The sequence below is a fragment of the Paenibacillus tabacirhizosphaerae genome (genome assembly GCF_040812395.1).
In the GTDB taxonomy this organism is placed as follows: domain Bacteria; phylum Bacillota; class Bacilli; order Paenibacillales; family NBRC-103111; genus Paenibacillus_E.
Window position 1 is genome coordinate 43,293 of record NZ_JBFNXH010000006.1, and the last position, 22,655, is coordinate 65,947.

The 22,655-nt window shown below is 45.0% G+C and carries 19 protein-coding genes; 2 read left to right on the forward strand and 17 right to left on the reverse strand.

Annotated elements, in window-relative coordinates:
• Window positions 1–107: 107 nt before the first annotated feature.
• Complete coding sequence (locus tag ABRS97_RS12695; RefSeq protein ID WP_367814356.1) at window positions 108–626, reverse strand: DinB family protein; 519 nt, start codon at window positions 624–626, stop codon at window positions 108–110.
• 127 nt (window positions 627–753) lie between these two features.
• Between ABRS97_RS12695 and ABRS97_RS12700 the strand changes: the two genes are divergently transcribed.
• Window positions 754–1,704 carry a helix-turn-helix transcriptional regulator gene (locus ABRS97_RS12700; protein ID WP_367814357.1) on the forward strand — a complete coding sequence of 317 codons (951 nt, stop codon included), beginning with the start codon at window positions 754–756 and terminating at the stop codon, window positions 1,702–1,704.
• Between the two features lie 41 nt (window positions 1,705–1,745).
• Here the strand turns inward: ABRS97_RS12700 and ABRS97_RS12705 are convergent, their stop codons facing one another.
• Both ABRS97_RS12705 and ABRS97_RS12710 read right to left on the reverse strand, forming a co-directional pair.
• Window positions 1,746–3,098 (reverse strand): DJ-1/PfpI family protein, encoded by a 1,353-nt coding sequence (locus ABRS97_RS12705; RefSeq protein WP_367814359.1) that lies wholly within the window; start codon window positions 3,096–3,098, stop codon window positions 1,746–1,748.
• Between the two features lie 905 nt (window positions 3,099–4,003).
• Window positions 4,004–5,782: a methyl-accepting chemotaxis protein gene (locus ABRS97_RS12710; RefSeq protein ID WP_367814360.1), complete on the reverse strand. Its 1,779-nt coding sequence runs from the start codon at window positions 5,780–5,782 to the stop codon at window positions 4,004–4,006.
• Window positions 5,783–6,029: 247 nt separating this feature from the next.
• On the opposite strand from ABRS97_RS12710, the gene ABRS97_RS12715 reads away from it, so the two are divergent.
• The gene (locus ABRS97_RS12715) at window positions 6,030–6,968 is read left to right on the forward strand and encodes a diacylglycerol/lipid kinase family protein (RefSeq protein WP_367814361.1); all 939 of its coding nucleotides are present in this window, start codon (window positions 6,030–6,032) and stop codon (window positions 6,966–6,968) included.
• On the opposite strand, the gene lplT is transcribed toward ABRS97_RS12715, so the two are convergent.
• From lplT to ABRS97_RS12785, 14 genes are all read right to left on the reverse strand, one after another.
• On the reverse strand, window positions 6,965–8,140 hold the full coding sequence (gene lplT / locus ABRS97_RS12720; protein ID WP_367814363.1) for a lysophospholipid transporter LplT: 1,176 nt from the start codon (window positions 8,138–8,140) through the stop codon (window positions 6,965–6,967). The genes ABRS97_RS12715 and lplT overlap by 4 nt on opposite strands.
• A gap of 1 nt (window position 8,141) precedes the next feature.
• Entirely contained in the window at window positions 8,142–10,319 is a 2,178-nt protein-coding gene (locus ABRS97_RS12725; protein ID WP_367814364.1) for an AMP-binding protein, read from the reverse strand.
• Window positions 10,320–11,134: 815 nt separating this feature from the next.
• Window positions 11,135–12,142, reverse strand: a complete 1,008-nt coding sequence (locus ABRS97_RS12730; RefSeq protein WP_367814366.1) for an LLM class flavin-dependent oxidoreductase — start codon at window positions 12,140–12,142, stop codon at window positions 11,135–11,137.
• Window positions 12,143–12,209: 67 nt separating this feature from the next.
• Window positions 12,210–13,640, reverse strand: a complete 1,431-nt coding sequence (locus ABRS97_RS12735) for a DUF7402 domain-containing protein (protein ID WP_367814368.1) — start codon at window positions 13,638–13,640, stop codon at window positions 12,210–12,212.
• Between the two features lie 14 nt (window positions 13,641–13,654).
• The gene (locus ABRS97_RS12740) at window positions 13,655–14,518 is read right to left on the reverse strand and encodes a class I SAM-dependent methyltransferase (RefSeq protein WP_367814370.1); all 864 of its coding nucleotides are present in this window, start codon (window positions 14,516–14,518) and stop codon (window positions 13,655–13,657) included.
• Window positions 14,519–14,540: 22 nt separating this feature from the next.
• On the reverse strand, window positions 14,541–15,392 hold the full coding sequence (locus ABRS97_RS12745; protein WP_367814372.1) for a sugar phosphate isomerase/epimerase family protein: 852 nt from the start codon (window positions 15,390–15,392) through the stop codon (window positions 14,541–14,543).
• Entirely contained in the window at window positions 15,382–16,341 is a 960-nt protein-coding gene (locus ABRS97_RS12750) for a hypothetical protein (protein ID WP_367814373.1), read from the reverse strand. The genes ABRS97_RS12745 and ABRS97_RS12750 overlap by 11 nt, the downstream gene beginning before the upstream one ends.
• An 11-nt stretch (window positions 16,342–16,352) precedes the next feature.
• Complete coding sequence (locus ABRS97_RS12755; protein ID WP_367814375.1) at window positions 16,353–17,492, reverse strand: hypothetical protein; 1,140 nt, start codon at window positions 17,490–17,492, stop codon at window positions 16,353–16,355.
• A complete protein-coding gene (locus tag ABRS97_RS12760; RefSeq protein ID WP_367814376.1) occupies window positions 17,489–17,752 on the reverse strand; it encodes an acyl carrier protein in 264 nt (87 codons plus the stop codon). Before ABRS97_RS12760 ends, ABRS97_RS12755 begins: the two co-directional genes overlap by 4 nt.
• The gene (locus ABRS97_RS12765; protein ID WP_367814378.1) at window positions 17,742–19,280 is read right to left on the reverse strand and encodes a class I adenylate-forming enzyme family protein; all 1,539 of its coding nucleotides are present in this window, start codon (window positions 19,278–19,280) and stop codon (window positions 17,742–17,744) included. The genes ABRS97_RS12760 and ABRS97_RS12765 overlap by 11 nt, the downstream gene beginning before the upstream one ends.
• 30 nt (window positions 19,281–19,310) lie before the next feature.
• Window positions 19,311–20,660, reverse strand: a complete 1,350-nt coding sequence (locus ABRS97_RS12770) for a glycosyltransferase (protein ID WP_367814379.1) — start codon at window positions 20,658–20,660, stop codon at window positions 19,311–19,313.
• Window positions 20,661–20,699: 39 nt separating this feature from the next.
• Complete coding sequence (locus tag ABRS97_RS12775) at window positions 20,700–20,963, reverse strand: acyl carrier protein (protein ID WP_367814381.1); 264 nt, start codon at window positions 20,961–20,963, stop codon at window positions 20,700–20,702.
• Window positions 20,964–20,969: 6 nt separating this feature from the next.
• Window positions 20,970–21,260, reverse strand: a complete 291-nt coding sequence (locus ABRS97_RS12780) for a phosphopantetheine-binding protein (RefSeq protein ID WP_367814383.1) — start codon at window positions 21,258–21,260, stop codon at window positions 20,970–20,972.
• A gap of 1 nt (window position 21,261) precedes the next feature.
• Window positions 21,262–22,503 (reverse strand): AMP-binding protein, encoded by a 1,242-nt coding sequence (locus ABRS97_RS12785; protein WP_367814879.1) that lies wholly within the window; start codon window positions 22,501–22,503, stop codon window positions 21,262–21,264.
• Window positions 22,504–22,655: the final 152 nt, after the last annotated feature.

Consider the following 22,655-nt stretch of genomic DNA (forward strand, 5'->3'; position numbering starts at 1 on the left):
TATTAATAAAGTGACCAGGGAAGCAGATGCCCACCCGGTCACTTTTGCTATGTCTTAATATTGTAGTCATTCAAGTCTACAGTTACCTTCACTCTTCCTCCCACAGACTATAGCTTCCAGGAATTCGAAGCCGGTCCATACAGATCAAACATCGATACTGGTATGCCCAGTTGCTTCATGTAAGTGAACATTTGGCCCCGGTGATGATAAAGATGCGTGGTGATCTCTATCAGCCATTTGATCTGGACAGCCGGTTGATGTTTGGCAAAAAAGGGGGAGGTCGATTTGTAAAGCAGCTCCGTTTCATCCAAAGAATTCATGTAGTCTTTTAACGCAGCGACTCCGCGATGCATGACATCCGACAAGGAAGCAGCATCTTTTAGATGCATGATGGACACGACAAGGCCTCTTACCTGTTCCATAGAGTGTTCTTGCAGAATGGCTAGTTCTTGTGCGGGCACATGAACGAGATGACGGGCAAGTTCGATTAAACTCCGCATATTTTCGTGGGGGCGATACGCCCAATGATCCTCTTTGATCACGGAGAGCAATGAACACGTCGTGGTGAGCGCAAGCTCCATTTCTTCAAAAATAAGGTTCTTGATGTGGGAAATTTCCTGATTCATCTTTTCTCATCCTTTCTATATGTGCAAGATTGGTTTCGATTATGACTATAGCATATAAATAAGTCAGATCTTGGCTTATTTGGCGTGGTAAAATGGAAGAAAATGTGCGGTGAGGGATGCGTTTATTTTGATAAAATCACAGCGTTTAATTCGATTAATGATGGTGATCAATGCGAAAAAATCGTTTACCGTTAGGGAGCTTGCCGACGAGTTTGGTATGTCTCCGCGTACGATCACCCGAGATTTGCAGGAACTTAGCGAAGTGGGCTTTCCTATCTATACGGTGCAGGGCCGCGGCGGCGGTTATCGGCTGCTTCAGGAAAGGATGCTGCCACCAATTGCCTTCTCGGAGAACGAAGCGGTCGCCGTATTTTTTGCCTGCCAATCGCTGCAATATTTTGGCTCGGTTCCCTTTGATGAAAGTGCGGCCTCCGCGATTCACAAGTTTTATCATTACTTGCCTGCCGATGCGAAGGAACAAATAGATCGGCTGAGGAATCGGGTCGTGATTTGGAATCCTCATCGGACGATGTCCGCGGACTGCCTCCAGACCCTGCTTCAAGCGATCATGAACGATAGCGTCGTGACCATTGCATATAAATCCAGTGATGGCGTCACACAAAGAGATATTCAACCGGTTGGTCTTTATGCGAGCGAAGGATACTGGTATTGTCCGGCCTATTGCTTCCTGCGTCGAACGTATCGTCTTTTCCGCGCGGACAGGATCAGCTTCGCCAGTTTGAATGATGCGATTCCTTACCGGCAGGATCTGAGCGGCAGATCGGTATTTGATTGGATCACACCGGATTTGGCTCGATTTGATCATCAGTGCGATTTAATCGTGGAGTTAAGTGAGGAAGGCGTGCGTTCGCTTGAAACCAATGTTTGGTTCAGTTCTCATATTGAAGTTCACGAAGATGGAGGAGGAACCTTGCGATTTCGGATTCCTGTTCAGAAAATAGCATTTTTTGTTGATTTGGTTTGGCAGTTAGGGGTAGAAGCAAGGATTGTAGAACCCGCAGAAGCTATAGATTATATAAAACAAAAAATAGAAGCGGTGAGACAGCGCTATCTTTGATCCCCTGGATTGACCCATCAAAATAAATAACCGCCAACTGTTTATTTACGCTTTCGAATAAACCGTCTATCGATCAGTAAAGCGATACATAGCGAAATTACGCCAACCAAAAGCAAATTCCCGTAGGCTTCATATGAAAAGGGGCTTCCTTCAAGTTTGAGTTGTCCCGTGGCGCGGTATTCCAATCGTTTCGCAGCAAACGAGGCCGTGCGAACGTCTTCTTGCTTTGCCAAATCCTCTAATGCAGGCGCCATAGCGAATTGTGCCGGTTCATTCCTGTGCAATAATAGAGTCTCCGCACTCTTAGAAGTGTCTTTCCATTGTTGGATGTCGCCCGCGGCAAGCGATTGTGCTTCGGTACCGGCTACGATCATTTTATCCAATCCCGGAGCATGCGCAATTTGATATCTGGCAATCAGGTTCAAGCGGTACTTACTCATAATCGGTTTATCCGCGCTCGAGACGGTTATCGTATTCGTCGTACCCGAGGCAGAGTACGTATCGAATACAGAAGCTAAAGCTGCCTCGTCTACACCGTTATAAAGAAGTACTCCTGCCTTTTTCTTGTTCCACTGAAAAGCATTGTTTACTACATAATCAATGTCGCTAAGCCCCGCGTAATAGGGCGTCATGTATGGATTTTGAACAAACCCGTACGAAGGGTAGTTGAGTTGTTTCGCTACGTTAGCCGCCATAGCTTCGCCAAGTTGCTCTGATATGACAAAGAGCACTGCATCAATACCCGATGTAAGACCCGCTGAAGAGACGACATTCCCGTCGGCTACGTACCGATGGTCTCTTTCCCAATGTGTTTGCGGATATTTTTTTTCGAGCCTGCCAATATCCCCCCAATGCGTCGCTGCCGATTTACCGTTCAGTAATCCGGTTTCGGCTAGATTTTCTGCACCGTTACAGATCGTTATTAAGGTAGTTTTGCTGCCAGAATTTTTCTTGATCCATTCTCGGACGGGTTGATACTTCTTTTCGTCCAAGATGGGCATATAAGGGATTACGATGATGTCAGGACTTTTACCTAAAATTTGATCCATTTCCGCAAAAGAATGGTGCGGTACCACATCCAGTCCGCCCGTTAAAGACTTTACATTTCTGTCTGGGGCAACGGCAACGACATTATAAGCTTCTGTCATCGCAAAAATCTCATACGGCACAAGAAAATCAAAGACCTCCGTGACTTCGTTTGCAAGTAAAACCGCCACCGTCGGCTTATTTGGATCATAGGTTGGAGGCAGCACTTGTTGCGCCGGAACTAATGTCTGATTTTCATAAAGCGACATGGAGTCGTTCATCGTATTAATAAAACCTATCGAACCGATTCCACCTACTGCAAAAGTCAACATGCATATATAAATAGCAATGCGCCGTATGCTTTTCATTCGTTCGATCCCCCTTTTTTTGTTCATTCCTTAATAAAATAAGACAAAAGAACCGGCACCACAACCATCCCGGGCAGGGGGAACAAGCCCGACCAAAGTCAATGGGTTGCCAGACCAAAGGCTTGGAGTTAAAGGGCCATATTACAACCCCTCACTCTCATTGGGTCCCCAAGCATTTCGCCTCCGTGTCCGTCGTCTGTCAGGATTCACTACATAATACGGCCTGCTGATTTGCTCGCTCCCTTCTTAGGGATGCTTTGTCACAAGGCTTCAGCCCAAGGATCTCTCCATCAGTTGCCTGTCAGCTACGAAGCGGCTCGGCTATCACCTCGACGGGGCTTTCACCGGCCATGTGTGCCTAGCTTGGCTAGGCACGCTCTGCAAGAAAAAAGTCTGCCGCATCCTTGGTATAAACCATATGTTGGCGCACGGGGAGTGGATCGGGAATGGGGGGGCCGACAATTTCAAATACGGGCGCTAACGCTTCTCCACCCCCAGTCTCAGTCCCACTTCTGTTCTACTTTGAGCTGCCTTCCACTTCTCTTTCTATCATGGGTTATCACCCAGATGTAACGACGGAACTACGGTGCGTTATCTCTTTGAACTCCCTGTTTTTTTACCATGGAGAGGAACTATGATGCGTTAAACAGGTAATTACTAGCGTGAAACTCCTATTTTCCGATGCATAGCGCACTGCAGTTCCGCGAAATACCCATTCAAGCCATTATGACTAGCCATAACGCACCGTAGTTCCGCTAGCCCGCTCATGATAACGCTTTCAAAGAATCCAATGAGTTCGGTGAACCGCTTACAGCACCATCTCTCCAAACCAAGCTTGCTCCCCTTAAAGCAACATATACATTCTATAACCTGCAAAAAACCGCGGGCATCGCCCGCGGCTCTTTTCAAACCTTAAATTTCTGCAGCGACTGCTGCAGCTCTTCCGCTAATCCAGCCAACGATTTTGCCGAATTTTCGATGTCTTCGGTCGTTGCCATTTGCTCCTCGCTTGCAGCCGAAGTCTCTTGACTCACACTGATGCCAGTCTCCGAAACAGCACTAACGACGGTCATCACCTCTTCAATACGCACGTTTGCGCCGACAAGATGATGAATCGCTTGATTCACAGTGTCAACCTTGGCATTCACTTTATCAACGGAAGTCTCAATATGGTTAAACGATTCCTCCGCATGCGCGGAGATGACTAGGCCTTCCTCTACTTTGCTGGCTCCAATATGCATCGAGGTAACAGCGTGATTAATTTGTTGTTGAATGGTTGATATCAGATTCGTAATGTCACGGCCTGAGGTCGATGACTGTTCCGCCAATTTCCGAACTTCGCCTGCAACAACTGCAAATCCGCGCCCCGCCTCGCCTGCTCGCGCTGCTTCGATAGCGGCGTTCAATGAGAGCAAATTAGTTTGTGAGGCGATTTCATTTATGATGTTAACGATTTTCCCGATTTTATGTGCATTTTGACCAAGTTCAGCCACTACACCGTTCACTTCTGTGACGGAATTCGAAATTTCGTTCATTTGACCTACAATGGAAACAACAGACTGTTTCCCATTAAGAGCCGCAGAGGTTGCTTGCTCAACCAACACCGTAACCTCTTGCACGGACTCATCGATTTGTTTTGTACTCGACAACATTTGCGCCACAGCCTCGTTGGCCCTAGTAACACCAGCAAACTGCCTTTCAAAATCTTCAGCCAATTGTTGGCTGGACGCGGCAACCTGACTTGCCGCATTCGAACTTTGCTCGGAACTCGCAAGAAGCTCTTCAGAGCTAGCCGAAAGTGTTATGGCATTATTCGCAATCTGAACAACCAAATTACGCAGCCCTTCCGTCATTACATTAAAGGAACCCATCAGTTTGCCCACTTCATCTTCATACGGATAGTCGCCTTTGACAGATAAATCTCCACCTGCCGCTTTCTCCATAAGCTTCTGCAACTGCCGGATTGGATTCGTTATGATCAAATTTAATGCCAATGCATTCATCGTAAGAACAAGGCAAGCAAATATAATCGTTATCACGATAACCAAGTGGGAAACTTGTGAATCGCTGGTGTTGCTTTTGGCAAATTGCTCTGCCGCAGACTCCTTAAGATTAACCAAAACATCCAGCGCTGCAATGGTTTGGTTTCCCCGAGGCGAGACCTGAAGACTATATATTTGATAAGCAACCTGGTTATTTTGAGTTGCATGTTCAATCGCCGTCGCGCTAACGTCACGATACTGGGCATTGAGCTCATCGAATTTTTTAAACGCGTCATCTTCCTCTTTATTCATTGGAATTCCGCTCAATTTCGTAACCAAATCATGATTAGCTGTAATGTTTGCGGCCAATTGATCTTTCAAGTTTGTTTTATATTTCGTATCTGTCGTCAGCATCATTTCCAGCAAATTAGCTTCAGTTTCATTAAAATTCGCCTTCAACTGATGAATCCATTTGACAGACAGCAGACTTTCCTCGTACATTTTAGTAGAATTGCCAGCCATTTTATCCATGTAGTGATAACCTGTAATCCCTACGATGAGCAAAAATAAAATAGCAATAGCATTCATGTACAGTAATTTATAACGAAGCTTCAGGTTGCGCAGAAACGACATATTTACTTTCACGTTCTTTAAACCATCAAGTGACTCTAGGTTCAAGTTCAACTTCCGTTTCGTTTTCAAATCGACAGTTCTCCTCCTGATTAGTTAATCTGACGCCTGCCTTATTCAGTCGAAAGAAAACTATCTCATCTCATATTTGGTGATATAAAAACTAACATTGAATTAGAATAATTTACCTATGGTTTATTTTACAAAAACGAAGCATTTCTGTAAAGCTAAAAATCGACATAAACCGCGCTGCATCAAGAAAAAAAGCACTTCCACCTCCCTTCAAGGAGGATAAAGCGCTTACGTTAGGAGGAGTTTCATGATAGGCATTATTGTGAATCCGCTTTCAGGTGATGGGAGAGGATCTGACATATGGAAAGAAGTTCAATACGCACTTCAAAAGAAGTCCATTCGTTACGCTGCTGCAGTGACATCTCAAGCTGGAGATGCTGGTCAAATCGCGAAGACACTCCTAGAAAATCATAGCGAAATGGACAGAATGATTGTAATCGGCGGGGATGGCACGATCCATGAGGTAGCAGGGGGATTATGGCAGGCCTGTCGTTTAAGCGATTCCACGTGTCATTTAGCGGTTATTCCGGCTGGAACCGGCAACGATTTTGCCAAAGCCTATGGAATTCCCCCAGATCCCCTTGAAGCACTCGAGCTCGCTTTCTCAGAAGCACCTGTCGACATTGACCTGCTGCGCATGAAGGATGGCCGGCTTGCGGTGAACAGCATCGGAGCTGGTTTTGATGGCATGGTCGCCAAATTAACGAATGAATCCGGCTACAAAAAGCTTTTGAACCGGATCGGCCTAGGCAAGCTTTCCTATTTCATTACCATTTTACGTGTTTTTGCAAGTTATAAACCATGTACAGCTACTCTAGAAGTTGATGGTATCGTTCACGAGCTTCCTCATATGTGGCTTGCGGCAATTGCGAACATCCCTTTCTACGGAGGCCATATTCAAATTTGCCCGACCGCCTCTCCTTACGATGGTTTGGCTGATGTGGTTGTGATTCAAAGCGAGAACCGTTTCCGGCTGCTGCCCATTCTTTTCACAGTATTCCAGGGAAAGCACACCGGGCATCCCGCAGTTTCTTTTTATAAAGGAACTTCTATTCAGCTTCGCACTGATCATCCACTGCTCATTCAGGCCGACGGGGAGTTCGCGCAGTCTACGCCTCTGGACATCGAAATTGTGCCCGCAGCACTAAGCGTTATCTGTCCAGCCACCAAGAGATTAACGAACTAGGACGCCGACGCCAACCGTAATTGCTTACGTTGTAAGACAAGGTAACCGACGAATACGGCCAGTATTGCCGCGATTCCCGTTATGGAAAGATCGGTAGAGATGCCGGCTTTAGAAATTTGTGTATACAAACCAACGCCGCCGAGCATCATGGCATTTTCCAGAAGATTTTGAACCGCTATGGTTTTACCCGCTCCGATCATGCCCTGCCCCTTGTTCTGAAGCACTGTATTCATCGGAACAATGAACACACCGCCACTGAAACCGACTAGCAAAAGAAGCGCTATGGTTACATACAAATTGGTGATTAGTGGAAATAGAAGAATACTTACAATCATTAAAAGTCCAAAAACATAAGAATTATAGTATTTTCCAGGAGGTATAAGCTTAGGCGTCAGAAGTGCGCCGAGTATAATGCCTATGCCTGTGACCGCCACCAGCATCGATATTTGATCAACGGATTGAATGCCCAAATGAGCAGGCACCCAAGCAATAATAGCTAGACGAACGACCGAAGAAGTCATCCAAAATGAACCTGTGCCTACTAGCGAAAAACGAGTAGCGCGATCCCGCAGCAGGGTTGAAACATCCTTGACGAAAACTTTCGCTTCATGAAGATATCGGATGTTCGGATTTCCTTGGATAACGGGTATCTGCAGTGTCATCAGCAAAGATATGAGATATAGGGCTAAGCAAGCTAGGATAGCGCCAACAAGCGAAAACTTAGCCAGCAACCCTCCGCAAACGAATCCAAGCAAAATAGCCATTATGGTATAACCTTCAATGCGGGCATTCGCTTGTAAAAGAGCAGACTCAGAATGTGTAAGCGAGGGCAAAATGCCGTACTTGGCCGGCGAATAGACCGCCGCTCCAATGCCTACAATGCCATAGCTCACTGCAGGATCCATGTTCATGAACAGCGCGATAATGCCGAGCGCTTTGATCGCATTGCCGACGAGGAGCACATGCGACTTCGCCCTCTTATCTGCGAAGGCTCCCACGAATGGAGCCAGCACCACGAAAGCAACGAGAAATGAAGCCTGAACGACGCCAATATAGTAATCCGGCAGAGCCTTCTGCTGAATAATCGCCAGCGTAATGAAAAGAATCATATTATCAGCAAAGGCGGAAAGAAATTGTGTCACATAGAGCGTTTGAATCGGCTTCATTTTCATATTAAATGACTCCCTTGTTTTCTTCGTAGTGGTGTGCCTGCAATGCGATTTGTTTGATCGTCACATAATCGATTTTGCCGCTCCCGAGGAGTGGTAGCTGTTCTATAAATCGCAGCTCCGAAGGCATATAGATGGGCGGATGGCCCTGCTGCTTCATCGATTCTTTCACTTGCTGGATAGAAGCCGCCGGATCATTATGATAAATGATGATTCGTTCCCCTTTGCGCGTATCCGGAACGCTCACCGCCGCACAAACGGCTTGAGGCAACGCCACGGCAATGAGCTCTTCCACCATCGGGAGCGAGATTTTTTCCCCGCCAATTTTCGCGAATGACTGCAGCCTCGCTTGAATCGTGATGAAGCCCATTTCATCGATATCCACGATATCTCCGCAGCTGTACCACTCCGGGCAAGGCACGAAGCCTCGTTCATGAATCAAATATCCCTTCATGACGTTGGGGCCTTTCACCAGCAAATTCCCCCCATGAGCAATCCCATCAACTGGCTCCAAGCGGTATTCCATACCAGGCAGCATACGGCCTACTGTTCCTTTTTTCATATGCATAGGCGTGTTCAAGGAAACAACAGGAGCGGTTTCTGTCGTCCCGTATCCTTCAAGAATACGAATGCCGAATTTGTCAGACCACTCTTGGCGCACCTCTTCCTTGAGCTTCTCAGCGCCAGCGACCACATATTTTAGCGAATAGGCAAAATCGTAAGGGTGAGCTGTTCGGGCATAAGCCGCCAGGAATGTCGAAGTACCGAACAGAATCGTAATATTGCGATCGTACACGATCTCAGGAATGACCTTGTAATGCAAGGGATTCGGATACAACACGACTTTCATGCCTGAAAGAAGGGGCAGTATCGTTCCCGCCGTCAGTCCGAAGGAATGAAACATGGGCATAGCCCCAAGCACAACGTCAGTCGAGTTGAAAGCAATTGCCGTCCTCGCCTGCTGAATATTTGCGTACACATTCCTATGGGTCAGTACGACGCCCTTAGGTTTACTTTCACTTCCTGAAGTAAATAGAATGATATCATTTTTATCAAGGTGGATCGGTCCCTTTGCTTTGCCGGCATATTGCAACAAACCAGCTGCTTTGTCTTTCCATGTTAAGTTCATCTTGATATCTTCCAGGTAAATGATCTTATACGGGCCGGCTGATGTTTCGACAAAATCGCTCAAACCTGCTTTGTCAATGAACGCCCTTGACGTAATGATTGTTTTTACGGCAGCGGTTTCACAGGCATCCAGCATCGCTTGCTTGCCTGCAGAATAATTGAGTATTGCCGGTGCTATGCCTAACCGGAATAAGGAGAATAACGTAATTACATTCGCGGCGGCATTCGGCAGTAACACCGCTACCCGAGCTTGTTCGGCGAGCTCCTTCTTGAGCCGATTAGCCATCGTATATATGGCGAGCAGCAGCTTGCGATATGTTAACGAAGTATCACTGGCGATATCCTCGCAAATGAGGAAGGATCCGCTGTGCTTTTGAGCTGCGATAAGCAATTCATTAAATAAATTAAGCTCAGACTTCATCCGGCTTTGCAGCAAATGGTTCTGCATGCGACTGCGGATGGCTTCCGTAGCCATTTCCTTTTGCATACGCATGGATCGCTGCTCGCTCGTCATCCGTACTTGAAAGGCTTCGCCAATGACAATCGAGACAGCTGGGAACCAACGCTGGTTGAGCTTCCCGCGCAGGTAAGATAATTTCGAGTGCTCCAAGCCATTAATTGCGATTGGAACCATCCGCGCCTGCGATCTTAACGCGATATAACCAATGCCCCCATACACCTTCATCATGCCGCCCGTTGTTGTCACGCGCCCTTCCGGGAACACAACGAGAGGCTTTCCGCTTTGTACGGTTTTAAGCATTTTTCTTACGGAATAGGGGTTGAGCGGATCGACCGGAATATGCTCCCGGAAGAGCAGCGGCCAAGCGAATCGCTTCGCAATCTTCGTGTTCACGACGAACGCCACTTCTTTGGGTAAAATGAGCGCCAGCAGAACGGCGTCCAGTAAGGAGACATGGTTCGGGATAAGCACCGTACGTTCCGTTAAATCCAGCTGCTGCAAGCCGCTGATCCTTACACGGAAGCTGGCCAATATAACGGGACGCAGGATAGGAAGCAAGATTTTGACTATAGCGTAGAACAACCATTTGATCAAGGTAGATCCCTCCTGACACTTTTCTCATGAAGCTGATATTGTTTGGGCTTCTCTTAATACCTGGTCATAATTACATTGTATGCATTTGTTCCAAAGGTGATAGTACTAATTTTGTGTAGTACCGCCTCTTTGAGCTAAGCTTGTTCAATACGAAGAACCTAGCCTGCGGCTAGGTTCTTGTCTACACCCATGCGTCCAGGCATGGGGAGGGAATTGGGTGTGGGGTTTCAGACGCTATCGCTTTTCCACCTCATACACATTCCCTTTCTGTGCTACATTGTGCTGCCTTCTTCTTCTCTTTTCCCTAACCGTTCCTCGATTCGGTATTCCTATCCATGAACACCCCTGTAAGAGAAAGATTCCGGATACATTTCACCTCCGCAAGCTTCGCGAGAAAACAGAGGAGTTGCAACCGGACCGCCTATTCCCCATGCACAGCGAAATTGACGGAACTACGATGCCTTATTCCACGGCAACGCTCGCTTTTCTCCCTCTGAAGAGGAACTAGGGTGCGTTAAATGAGCGAAACTGTGCCTAGAACTCAGCATTACCTGCTCATAACGCACTGTAGTTCCGCGAAATGTCCCTACAATCGAAAATACCGCCTCTTAACGCACCTACGTTCCGCTCCCCCGTGCAAATAGACGATCTATCGCAGATCGAGTCGGTATTTCAATAATCCAAACCGCGGTGGCACTTCCGGATCTTCTACCTCCATCCTGTCAAATGCTGCACCGCACGATGCGTGCGGAATCTCTCCGCTCTGTTATGAGGCACGAAGAACCTAGCCTGCGGCTAGGTTCTTGTCCTCTTTTTTATTCAAGCAGCCTTTCGGCCCGGCTAAAAACTTCGAGCGTATGCGCAAAATCGCTTTCGGTCTCTAGTCCGCCTACAATGCATTCTGATATGCCGCTTTTCACATATTTAGCCACATATTGCGCAACATCCTGATAACTGCCGACGAATAAAGGATGATTTGCCTTTCCGCTAATGAATCCGCCCATCCAAAACACGTCATCATATTCTTCAGAATGAACCCCTAGTTTGGCCAAATTTTGCAGCCAAATCGATTCTGAATTCGTCTTGGCGAGAATGGATAATCGGCCTAATGTATCCGGATTAAATCTGTTCCTCGCTATTTCCCACGCTTCATTTTTGTTTTCCCGTGCGATAATACCAACCTTAATTGCTTTTCGAATTCGATGGTTGTTCAGGATTTCCGAATAATTTTGCTCAAATTGATGAATTGGCTCCGGATGAGTAATAAAGGTGTCGGCATGTTGGAGCGCAGTTTGTACGCTTGCTGAAGATGATCCCGCGACAAAAATTTGTGGCGTTAACCGCTGATCGATGTCCGGTTTTAAATCAATGGAACGGTAATGATAGTATTTTCCGTTATAGCTGGTTCTCTCTTCATTTCTCAACAATTTTCTCAAAACATCCATGTACTCAGCCGAGCGCAAATAGCGTTCATCGTGATCTAATGGATCACTTACATGCTCCAGTTCACTTTTGGCTGCTCCGGTAATCACATTCAGTATGATTTTGCGATTATACAAAAAGGCTATGCTTTGTATCATTTTTGCGACAGACAGCGGAGATTGATAGTAAGGCTGAACGGCGACAATCGGTTTCAATTTTTCAGTATGCTGAATAATAAAAGTCGCTAAGATCAGCGGATCCAGCATATGGTGATTAAAATGAAGCAGAACACCCTCAAAATTGTATTTTTCAGCATATTGTGAAATATTGCGAATAATTTCAAATGATCCGGGTGCCTCGTATTGAATGTTGGGCAGATTGCAGTAAAGTTTAATTGACATCACAACTGCTCACCAAAGAATTCAAGAAGAGCTTTTAGGGACAAACCACATCACTGCCTCTCGCCTCTTAATAAACTTTAATCTGGCTTATACTAACGCTGTTCCCTATGCCATTCAGGCCTTCCCCTTTCTCCGAATCCCCGGAGCTTCCTGTCGTTTGAAATTTCAGCCAAGTGATCTCCTGTTCGGGGAAGGTTAACTCCTTGGGCGTTCCGTCCTTTGGAATATCAAGAACTTCCATAACAAAGCCATTGCTAAGGCTAAGGATACCGCTATTAATGTTAATGAATTGATACGTTGAATCTCGAATAATGAATGTAGTCATCCATTGCGGAGATTCCCAAGAAAGCTTAATCCACGCTGAATCCGTCTCGTTATTAGCCCGCCATTCCGTATAAAACAACCCATCGTTTATATTAGAGACGGGATATCGCTGTTCGTGGGAAGACGCGGTTGCCGTTGCAAGCAATGCCAAATCCATATTTGAAGCCGGAGCTGTGATACCTGAATCCGATGTTTGCTTTGCAATTTGCATAAGTTCGCTCGCTAAGGCTTCTTCCAGCTTCGCCTGCTCTCTCAGGAGCTTGGCCAACCGACTCGGCGTATCGTTTGGATCGATCATATACAATTTCAATAGCTTGTTTTTGAAAACTTGCCATTTATTGATGCACACTTCAAATCGGTCATGAAACGCCAATAGTTCATTCACCTTGAATTTAGTTGCCAAATGACTGATCAGGTTTAAAAATTTAACTCTTCCCATGATGGCCGTTTCAATGCTTATAAAGAGCGGAGATCTCCAGATATCGTTAACATTTCCAAACTCTTTAGACAAATCAACGCCATTTTCCAACTCGTCCGCCAAATACTCGATGGCTGCAAAGGTGTTGATTCCCATGCCGTGGCGGCCATACAAATTTGAAATCGTTTTTTGAATAAGGCCACGCCAATCTTCTTGGAGAGCTTCCTTATTTTCCATTTCCTGAAACGTTAAAAGGTTTGGACCAAAACCATTTCGGTAAAAATCAAGAGGCAAATCCACATCGCCTTCTATCCCATGAAATGGATCTATACAGATCAATTTGTCATTTTCTTCATCTATACCGACAGCTATGCAAGCATGATATAAGAAATGCTCCTTCTGATAAATGTGGTCCCATGGCGCCCAGAAACCGTCTATATAAATAACAACAGGTTTCTCCGCATAAATCTCGGACTTGATTCTGGCCAGCGCTTCATCGAAATCCTGGATGAGATGCGTTTTGACTTCAATGCCCGTATACAAATTAAAGTTGCTCATTTCCACTCTTCGGGAATACCTGATTTTATTGCCGAGCAATTCATCCGGATCGTGATCCAGCATTCTATATTCGAATCTCCAACTCTCGGCAAACCCGTAGATATACTCTCGATTCCACCAATTTGACACTGTAATAATGGAATCCTCATAACAAGTGGCGCCAAACAAATGCAATGGCTTTATATCCAGTTTAAGCATGCCTGTTTACTCCTTTATAGACGCTTCTCAAGAACAAGAAGAATGCATCTCGTATTTTGGTCAGGGATCTGTACGGCATATTGATACTTGTTCCAAAAATAAAATGAAATCAGGCTAGGTACAATAGGCAGCTTGATCTTCTTAAAAAACTCTGTAATTCTTTTGATCTTGTGAATGTTTTCCGTCAGCACACCGTCATTTAATTCAAGCTTCCCCATCGGCTTTTCGGAAAAATATCGAATCTCTTTTGTTTGAAGGCCCGATGGCCCAATAATCCGCTCTTCCAATGACTTTTGATTGTAACGATGCTGATAGAAAACGATTCCCTCCTCACTTGACCAATAGGGGGCATGATGATACTCATCAACGGCATCGGAATGGTAGGGGAACGTAAAAATTGCGGATCCTCCAGGCTTCAAGCAACGCGCAATTTCCTTCATGGCAACACTATCGTCATAAATATGTTCAATCACTGAAATTGAAAAAATATAATCGAACTCTTCGTTTGAATACTTGAGCTTCGTGGCATCTGCCGTATCGTTGAACAGGTTTACTAAATTCAACTGTTTTTTTATTTCTTCATAATCAGGAATAAAATAATCGATAAGATCCGTCGAATGAATGCTGGAATTGCTGGTTGACGCCAAATACAGAGAAGACAGTTTAGGACTTCCGATATCGAGCACTTTTTCGCTTGAACCATTCAGTTTGATAAAGCTTAGAGCTTGCGGAATTTCCTGAATTCTCCAATAATCCATAGGCTCCATCAAAAAATCGGCAATTTCCTTCACCTTAAACAATTTGGGCTTAAAAAGCGATTTGACCATTAGCCTAAATACAAATTTATATATATCCTGCCTCATGTTTACCGCTTCCATATCCAACCCTCCTGATGAGTGGCTAATTTAACGAAGCCTGTATCGCAACGTCCTCCAACCATTTCATTTCCCTTTTTACATACTGTGACGGATTTTTGCCGAACCATTCTAGTGCAGCAAAATGCGTGAAATCTACTGTTTTTAAGTTTTGAATGAGGGGGGCAAACAAGATCGCTCCTTCACCCAAGGCGGTCATTCCATCACGATTTCCATTTGGCGAATAAATGTTCCCGGGTTCGAAAACATGTAAGTGATTGGCATTCCGGACATTTTTCAAATGGACATTTAGCACCCAAGGTTGAAGCCTCTGATAGGCTTCCAAGGGATCAGTGCCCGCTTCCCACAGATGTAAAAAATCAAGATTTACTCCCAGAAAAGGATGATCGATTTCTCTGATTATTTGCATAGTGGATGCCAAGCTGTCTGCTAAAGTTCGAGGATGTGTCTCAATGACTGTGAAAATTTCAAATTCTGATGCCATTTGAGTCAGTTCTTTGAGATTCTGGATGCAAACCTCCCAATCTTGCTCGGAGGCTGCTGTACTCGATTTGTTCCCTGCAAACAGGCGAATTTTGTTCGTATGAAAAGATAGGGCAAGATCAATCAATCGCTGCCACTTGTGTTTACTTTCTATAAAAGTGCTGGTATCGCATAAAAGCTCAACATAATCACTAATCATTGAAATGCCAATCCCGGCCCCTCGCATTTCCTCCAATTCACAAGCCAGCAAAGAAGGTTCCTTATGAATCAAGGCCTCAGCATGAACGCCCCATAATTCAATTCCGGAAAATCCTGTTTGTGCCGCTAGATGAATCAGCTCGCGAAAGGAAATAAGCTCATGCCGGAAAGAAATTGAACAGATGCTATACCGCACAAAGGACACATCCCTTTTTATAGATAAATTCCAGGAAAGCCCTTTCTTGCAGGCCAACTTCTTCAAGTCGTTTCTGGATCGTGCTTATTAAGGTTTGCTTGGACGGACTCCGTTTTAATTTTATTAACAAAAAGTTAATGGTCATCCATAGTTTGACGATTTCATTAACGGCATCATCGCCCTCCTGCACTTCTTCCGGTTGCAACAGGTTTAGTTCACAGAAATTGTTCCATACGATGGAACGCGTTTTCGATATTGAAGATACGGTAATGTTGTTTTGTTCAATCCATAGATCCAGTTCTTCCGACCTCATCGTCACGCTTTCGCTCAGCGCTCGACTGAACATTTGAATCGCTCCGATTCCGGAATTCTCATGTAGACAATAATTTTTCAAGTTGAGGTTTGCCTGATACAAGAAGATATTTTCCCGGGAGGGGGTTTCTGTTCTCTCCGAGGATAAACTTACATAGAAATGCATCTCCTCTTGACCTACACTGGCAATCCTTAATTCGGACTCACTCATCTCACCAATGAAATCCGCGATGGGATCAATGACCAGAAAGCTATTTGTTGCTGGTTCAAAACCGTGAATTAAAATAAAATGATTAAAGTGCTCTGACTCAAATCCCAGCATGTTTTTTGGGAAAAAATGTAGCTTTGAAGCTAAGCATTCAAGCATGGCCCAATTGCCCTCGTGCAATATCGGGATAATATCTGCTACAGACCCATTGACAGGCTTCACTTGAATCCCGTACACATACTCCAAATCGCTTCGAAGAATGCTGCCTCCAGACATCAACGTATTTGCATAGTAGGTCAAATTCCAATAGCCCAATAAAAAATATCGATAATTCATGCCGGATAAATGTAAGCCGGTTAACATACATGATGCCGCACATTCCATGGCCGCTAACTTAATCATGTCTTTTGAAGTAATGGACCTCTCCACACGATGACCTCCTAGGAAACCTGGCATACAAATGGATGGAATTTACCGCTGACGGGGTGAGGCGGAATTTCATCTACACAATCAATGGCAATCGTTACATCTTCAGAAAAGAGGCACTGCCTTAAAAGCAATTCCAATTGATCCGCAGCCATGGCTAAGCCGGCATCATTTCTTCGATTGGCGACAATTAATAAACGGAACGATGTAAACGATTCTTGTATCAATTGAAATTGCTTGACCCCTTGTTCGATGGATAGCTGATGATAGAACTGATCGAGATATCGGAAAATGGATGCATCCACCGTACGGTCTGCGAGTTTTATTTGATTAGCGCGAAAAGGCAATAAATCCAAGATTTTCTTCCCGCTTACGGGATCAACATACACCCGTCCCACATCCCCGGTTCGATAACGAACGAACGGTATGCTTTTCATCACAAATGAGGTAACCAAAATATCGCCGATTTCCCCTTCCGCCACGGGCATACTGGTTTTGGGATCAATAACTTCCACGTGGGCCACTTGATCGTCAACTTCCAAAAAGCCTGCATCATTGGAGAATGCTATAAGCCAAACTTCTTCCAAACCGTAGTAATTAAGGACCGGTACTTGAAAAATTTCTTCGATTCGTTTCTTTTGCGCTGGTTGTATGATCTCGCCCCAGTTTTGAATGAATAACAAGTTTTTGGGGATGGCTACATGCTGTGCAGCAAAATATTCCGCTATTCTATAAATCGCCGAACATCGCCCTTGGATCATGTGAGGATGCGTGTTCGCAATTTGGCTCGCGTACTGTGCGACCATTCGTTGATTTGCATACAATGAGCTGCCTATAATCACGGATTCATGGCGTAATGGGAGTCCCCACTTTCGCCGGTGCCGATGGATCGCCATGGATAATTCCATTTTCTCCTCAGGCGTTTTCACACATCGAAAAGGGACGCCGGTACTACCCGATGTAAACGATTCTATTAAAGCTGCTTCAGAAGATAGCTGCAATGACTCCCGATGTTCGTTCACAATAGATTTATCGATGATGGGTAAATCCTGAAACTTCATGTTTTCGTTCGCCCATTTACGATAAAAAGGGTATGCATGGACCAATTCCGTTACTAAATGTTCCAATCGATCATCCGTCGCAATAGGGTTCATAGCTGATCTGTCCTTTTACGAATAAAACGCACTACGGATAAAACGGTTTGAAATAATTCAGGGTGCAAATCTTCCACTTCCAATTGAAATGAAAATGTTTCTTCAATTTCTGCCATTAACTCTAAAAATCGAATAGAATCCAAGCCAAGATCGTCTACCAAATTCGCATCTATGTGTATGTCCTCAATGCTCAGTTTGCAAACGCCGGAAAGCATGATGAACACTTTATTTTGAATTTCTTGTTCCATTTCAATCGACATGTGCCGTCTCCCTTGCCATTAATTTTAAAAGATCTCTATTTATTTTTTCGCTTCTGGTTTTGGGCAATTTCTCTACAATGACAATATCTGCTGGACGTTGTGCGCCGGAAAATCTTTTTTGACAGAACTTGTATAGCTCGTCTTTTGTTATTTCAACACTTGCCTTGGATATTTCGAGTACAACAAAAGCGAGAGGAAGCTGGCCCCAAACGGGGTTCGGGCGTCCTGTAACGGCTACTTCCTTTACAGAAGGATGGGTTACAAGTATTTTTTCGATCGCTTCGGGGTACACCATATTTCCCCCTACATTGAGAGCGTTGTCGCTGCGGCCTTGCACATAAAGGTAATCTTCCTTGTCCAAGTAGCCGATGTCTGCCGTACGCAAGCCATAGTGCTGCAGAACAGCATCTGTTCGCGTATGATCTTCATAGTAGCCCAGCATAACACCCGGCCCATTTACCACGACTTCTCCAACCTCATCGCGACCCACAGGCTGCCCTTCCCGATAAATCGAAATGGAAACGCCAGAAATGGGAATGCCCACGGAGTCTGGCCTGCTTCTCAGATCGCTTGGCGGAAGGTAGGACACGCGCGGAGAAGCTTCCGTCAATCCATATCCAGGGCTAATGAGCGCCCATGGCATTTGTTCTTGGAGTCGTAAGAGCAGGTTCGGAGGCATTTGCCCACCGACAATAATGATCTTCTTCAAGCTTGTGAGATTCGTTAATGGCTGTGATTCCGACCGTATAAGGGGGATAACCACAGATGGAACCGTACACATAAAGGTAATCTCAGAATCCCGAATATATTTAACAAAATATAGGGGATGAGGGATTGAGGCAGGTATAAATAAATTGGCACCCGCTATTAAGGCTACGAACCACTCACTCGTGTGGGTTGAACAGTAACCAAACGATTTGGACAACAATATGTTGTCCGTGCTATCGAGATTTAAATATTCTTGAATCGCGCTGGCATTAGTAAGCAGATTAAGATCACTTAACATGATTCCCTTCGGCTCCCCCGTTGTCCCGGAGGTCATAAACAGAACAGCGGTCTCCTCAGGAGGAACATATCGCCTGCTTAACGGAATGTCTCCGTAGTCGCTCTCCAACAACTTACCGGTTGCCCCATCTATAAATCTTGTAGATACATTTGAGCGCAACACAGGTTCTACATGTAAAAATCTATGCGGAGAAGTCAGCAGAGCCTCTGCTTCTACTTTGTGAATGACTTCTCTAACTTCTTCCCATTTGGCAGCAGCATGCAAAGGAACCGGCACACCTCCTGCCAGTACAACGGCTATAAATGCCTGAAAGCAATCCGGTGTCTGGTCCATCCAAATTGCTGCAAGGAAGCGATGCCGAAGACCCAATGATTTTAATGAGCCGGCAATCTGCTGTGCCTGTTCAAACATGGCCGCATAACTGATAAACGGTTTTTCTCCCAGCGAGGAGTCCGCAAAATAAAATCCCCGATCGTCCCTGGCAGTTTCACGGAAAAAGCTCGTCAATGAACTTGCATCCATGGTTTCACCCCTGTTTTTCATTGGATAAACTTAGATTTTATTCGCAAAATGTTGAATGACCGGTTTGACCAAATGCATCCATTCGGATAAGGATTCACTGGAAGTATCCGACATTATCGTCAGAAGCGATTGACTATGAAATGAGAATTGCTTTAAGTTCTCGGTATGATAAATTTGCAGCAAGTCAGAAGGCGTAGAAGTTGCAAGTTCATCTGTGTTCAACTGTGTGCATACTGATTTGCGGGATGACTCTTCGACCGCTGACACAATAAGCGGAGTAATTCGTTTATAATTGTAGTGCTGTGCGGCCTCAACGGCACGTCTGGAAAATTGTTGCCTTTTGCGCTTATCCAGAAGTAATTGAACGGTATAGTCAATAAATTGGTCGATCTGAATGCGGGGCACCTGCTGCTCCCAATGACAATCCACAAGAAAGCCGTCTTCCCCATGTAAGACTACTTCCCGGAACCCGTCCCAATTCGTACAAACAACAGGAAGCCCCCATACTTTGGCTTCGACCAGATTATATCCGAATGTCTCTCCAGGATCGGTGGACAAATTCACTAGCAAATCAGCTCTTCGAAAAAGCTCTTCCTTCACTTCGCCTTCAACCGCACCAACAAACACCACTTGATTGTGAAGTTCCAGCTCGTTAACCATAGTCTCTAATAGATGCTTGTACTGCTGTTTTTGGTGGTCCGATTGCCCTGTGTACTCGCCTGCAATGGATAAGCGAACATTCGGCACTTTCGAGCAAATGGTTTTAAAGCCTTTCAAAAGAACGTGAATATTTTTCACATCTTCAATCCGGCCTATCGCAAGAAGGTGTTTCCCCTGTCGATTAACGGATTCACTCCCGGGAATATCAAAATCCCCCATCGCGATACTCAGTGGAATTAGATGCGCCAGCCGGTAGTTGTCTGAGATACGAAGCAGCGCTTGTTTGCTGGATTCCGTACTGCAAAGCAGCACATCCCGCTCGGACAACCAGGGCGCGCAACCTATCCACTTTCTAATCCAAAACTCAGAACCCACCGAATGAGCCAGGAATAGAAACCCCAAATCCAATCCCGAACTGCTTCTGGCCATAAGCAAATAAGGCATGATGACCGGTAAATTAAGATACAAGGTCCGAATCTGATACCGCTCGCATAAGTCCGCCAATCTCTTCGACAAATCCATTAGCGAATCCGGGAATCCTTTTATCCAATTTTCTATCGTGCCTCCGAATAGCTTAAAGAAGCTAAATGAAGGGATTTTCACGAGTTCTGTATACTCTCCCAGGTACTGTATCCACTGGCCATCGATAATTCGTTCATTCACCCTAACGGGTTCTCCCCCTATGTAACCAATACGATGTCTGGTTGCTGCTTCTATCATTTTCCCTCCTGTTCGCAATTAAATTTGGATAAAACGAAGTCATTTTTCAAATAGCTTGTTCAAGATATGCTTAGCCAACTTCTCTATCGTTCTGGAGTTGTCTAACATTAATTCCTCATCTTCAAACCTGATGCCAAACTGCTGTTCAAGTTGAACAATCAAATTAATAGTTTTCACGGAGTCGACACCTAGTTCACGAAGTGGAACATCCGTTTGAAAGTTAGTTTCAACTTGCTGCGTAATGGAGGAAATTTTTTGTTTTATAGCGTAAACTATCTCTTCGCTACTATGGCCTATTTTCATCTGAAATCACTCTCCCCGGTACGAAGCACTTTCATTGCTCTTCTGTTCGTTTTGAATCTCCTTGATAAACCATATCAGCGAGCCCACCGTTTTAAATAACGCTGAGTCTACATCCTCTTCCGGAATGGAGATTTCGAATGCCTCTTCAATGTAAACCAACAGTTGAAGGACCATAATAGAATCAATATGCAAGTCCTCATAGATACGATCAGTATCACGTAACTCATGAGAAAGCTGCATTTGTAATTTTTCCCTAATAATAGAGTCAAGGGTGCTTAAAATCGTATTTTTCTCCATGTTATGAGGTCCTTTCTTGCTCGAATAATAAAGTTCGGCTCACTTTGCCCGATGGCAGCTTCGGAATCTCCCGAACGATTTCAATAATGCTTGGCACTTTATAGGCTGGCAGATGAGCCATGCACCAATTTTTAATTTCAAGTGGTCCTATCCCGTCAGAGACGATCACCTGCGCTTTGACGGCCTCCCCCCATACTTTGTGAGGCATTTTGTGAACAACAACCTCTTTAATCCCCTGCATACGGCCTATTGTATTTTCCAGTTCAGAAGGGAAGACTTTGAGCCCAGATACATTAATCACATCATCCATCCTGCCCCACACGTGCAGCTCCCCTGATTCAGCAATTTCCCCCGCATCATTGGTATGAATGCGATTACTGCCTACCTGAACGACGATCTCGTTTAAGGTCGGATGCGAGGCGCTTGGCGATAGAGTAACTTGCAAATGGTTGAGCGGCCGACCTACATCAGAAGATACGGAGTCAAGCTTACCCAAGGAAATGCATCCAACCTCCGTACATCCGTATTGCTGCCAAACCTCATGCGATTTGGGCTTTAGCTGTGAAAGCAATGCATCCGTCAAAGGCGCTCCTGAACTAATAAGCTTGTGGTAGGCTAGTTCCTCTTTCCCAAACGAATTTAGTAAGTGATACAGAAATGGAACAGCGTAGATAATCGATTTTGGCGTCGATCGAATCAATTGGAGAGCAAACTTGGGATTGGGACTCTGCACAACTATCGGCTCTGCATCTCTCTGCATACTGGCCAGAACGCCCGCTATCAAGCCGAATGAATGTGAAACCGGAACGAGAATGACAGCTTTCTCATCCGAAGAGGCTGAGAGGGCTCGGTTATAGTTTTCGATTTCAATTCCGATCTCATGCCACTCACGCGACACCAGCTTAGACTTGCCGGTCGTACCTGAGCTGAACTGCATTAACGATGGGGGATGAAAGGGTTGATTCTTGTCGATTTCAATAATGAATTCCACGTTTCCATAGATTAAATAGTGACAATTTGAACGAATGGCAAGTTCTTTGGCCGTTTCCAGCGGGGTATCTGGATGAATCAGCAAAATGGAACCCGATCGTTCTTGTAAGTATTGGACGAAAACAATAAGATCAAAAGATTCTTTGAGGCAAACGGCGTAGACCCTACCTTCCGGTCGCGAAAGTTCGGCTAATCTCCCCAGATAAGAAATCCTTGAAGAGAAGTCCTCTTTACAAAATCTTTGTTTATTCACTACTAACAAAGTTCCCCCTCCTTACAAGAGATATGGAAGCGTTATCAAAGAACAAGATGTCACATCCCCCAGATGACTAATAATTGTTATCCTAACAATATCATTCAATTACCTGTAATATAATCCCATAATAACTCCAAATTATTATTTTT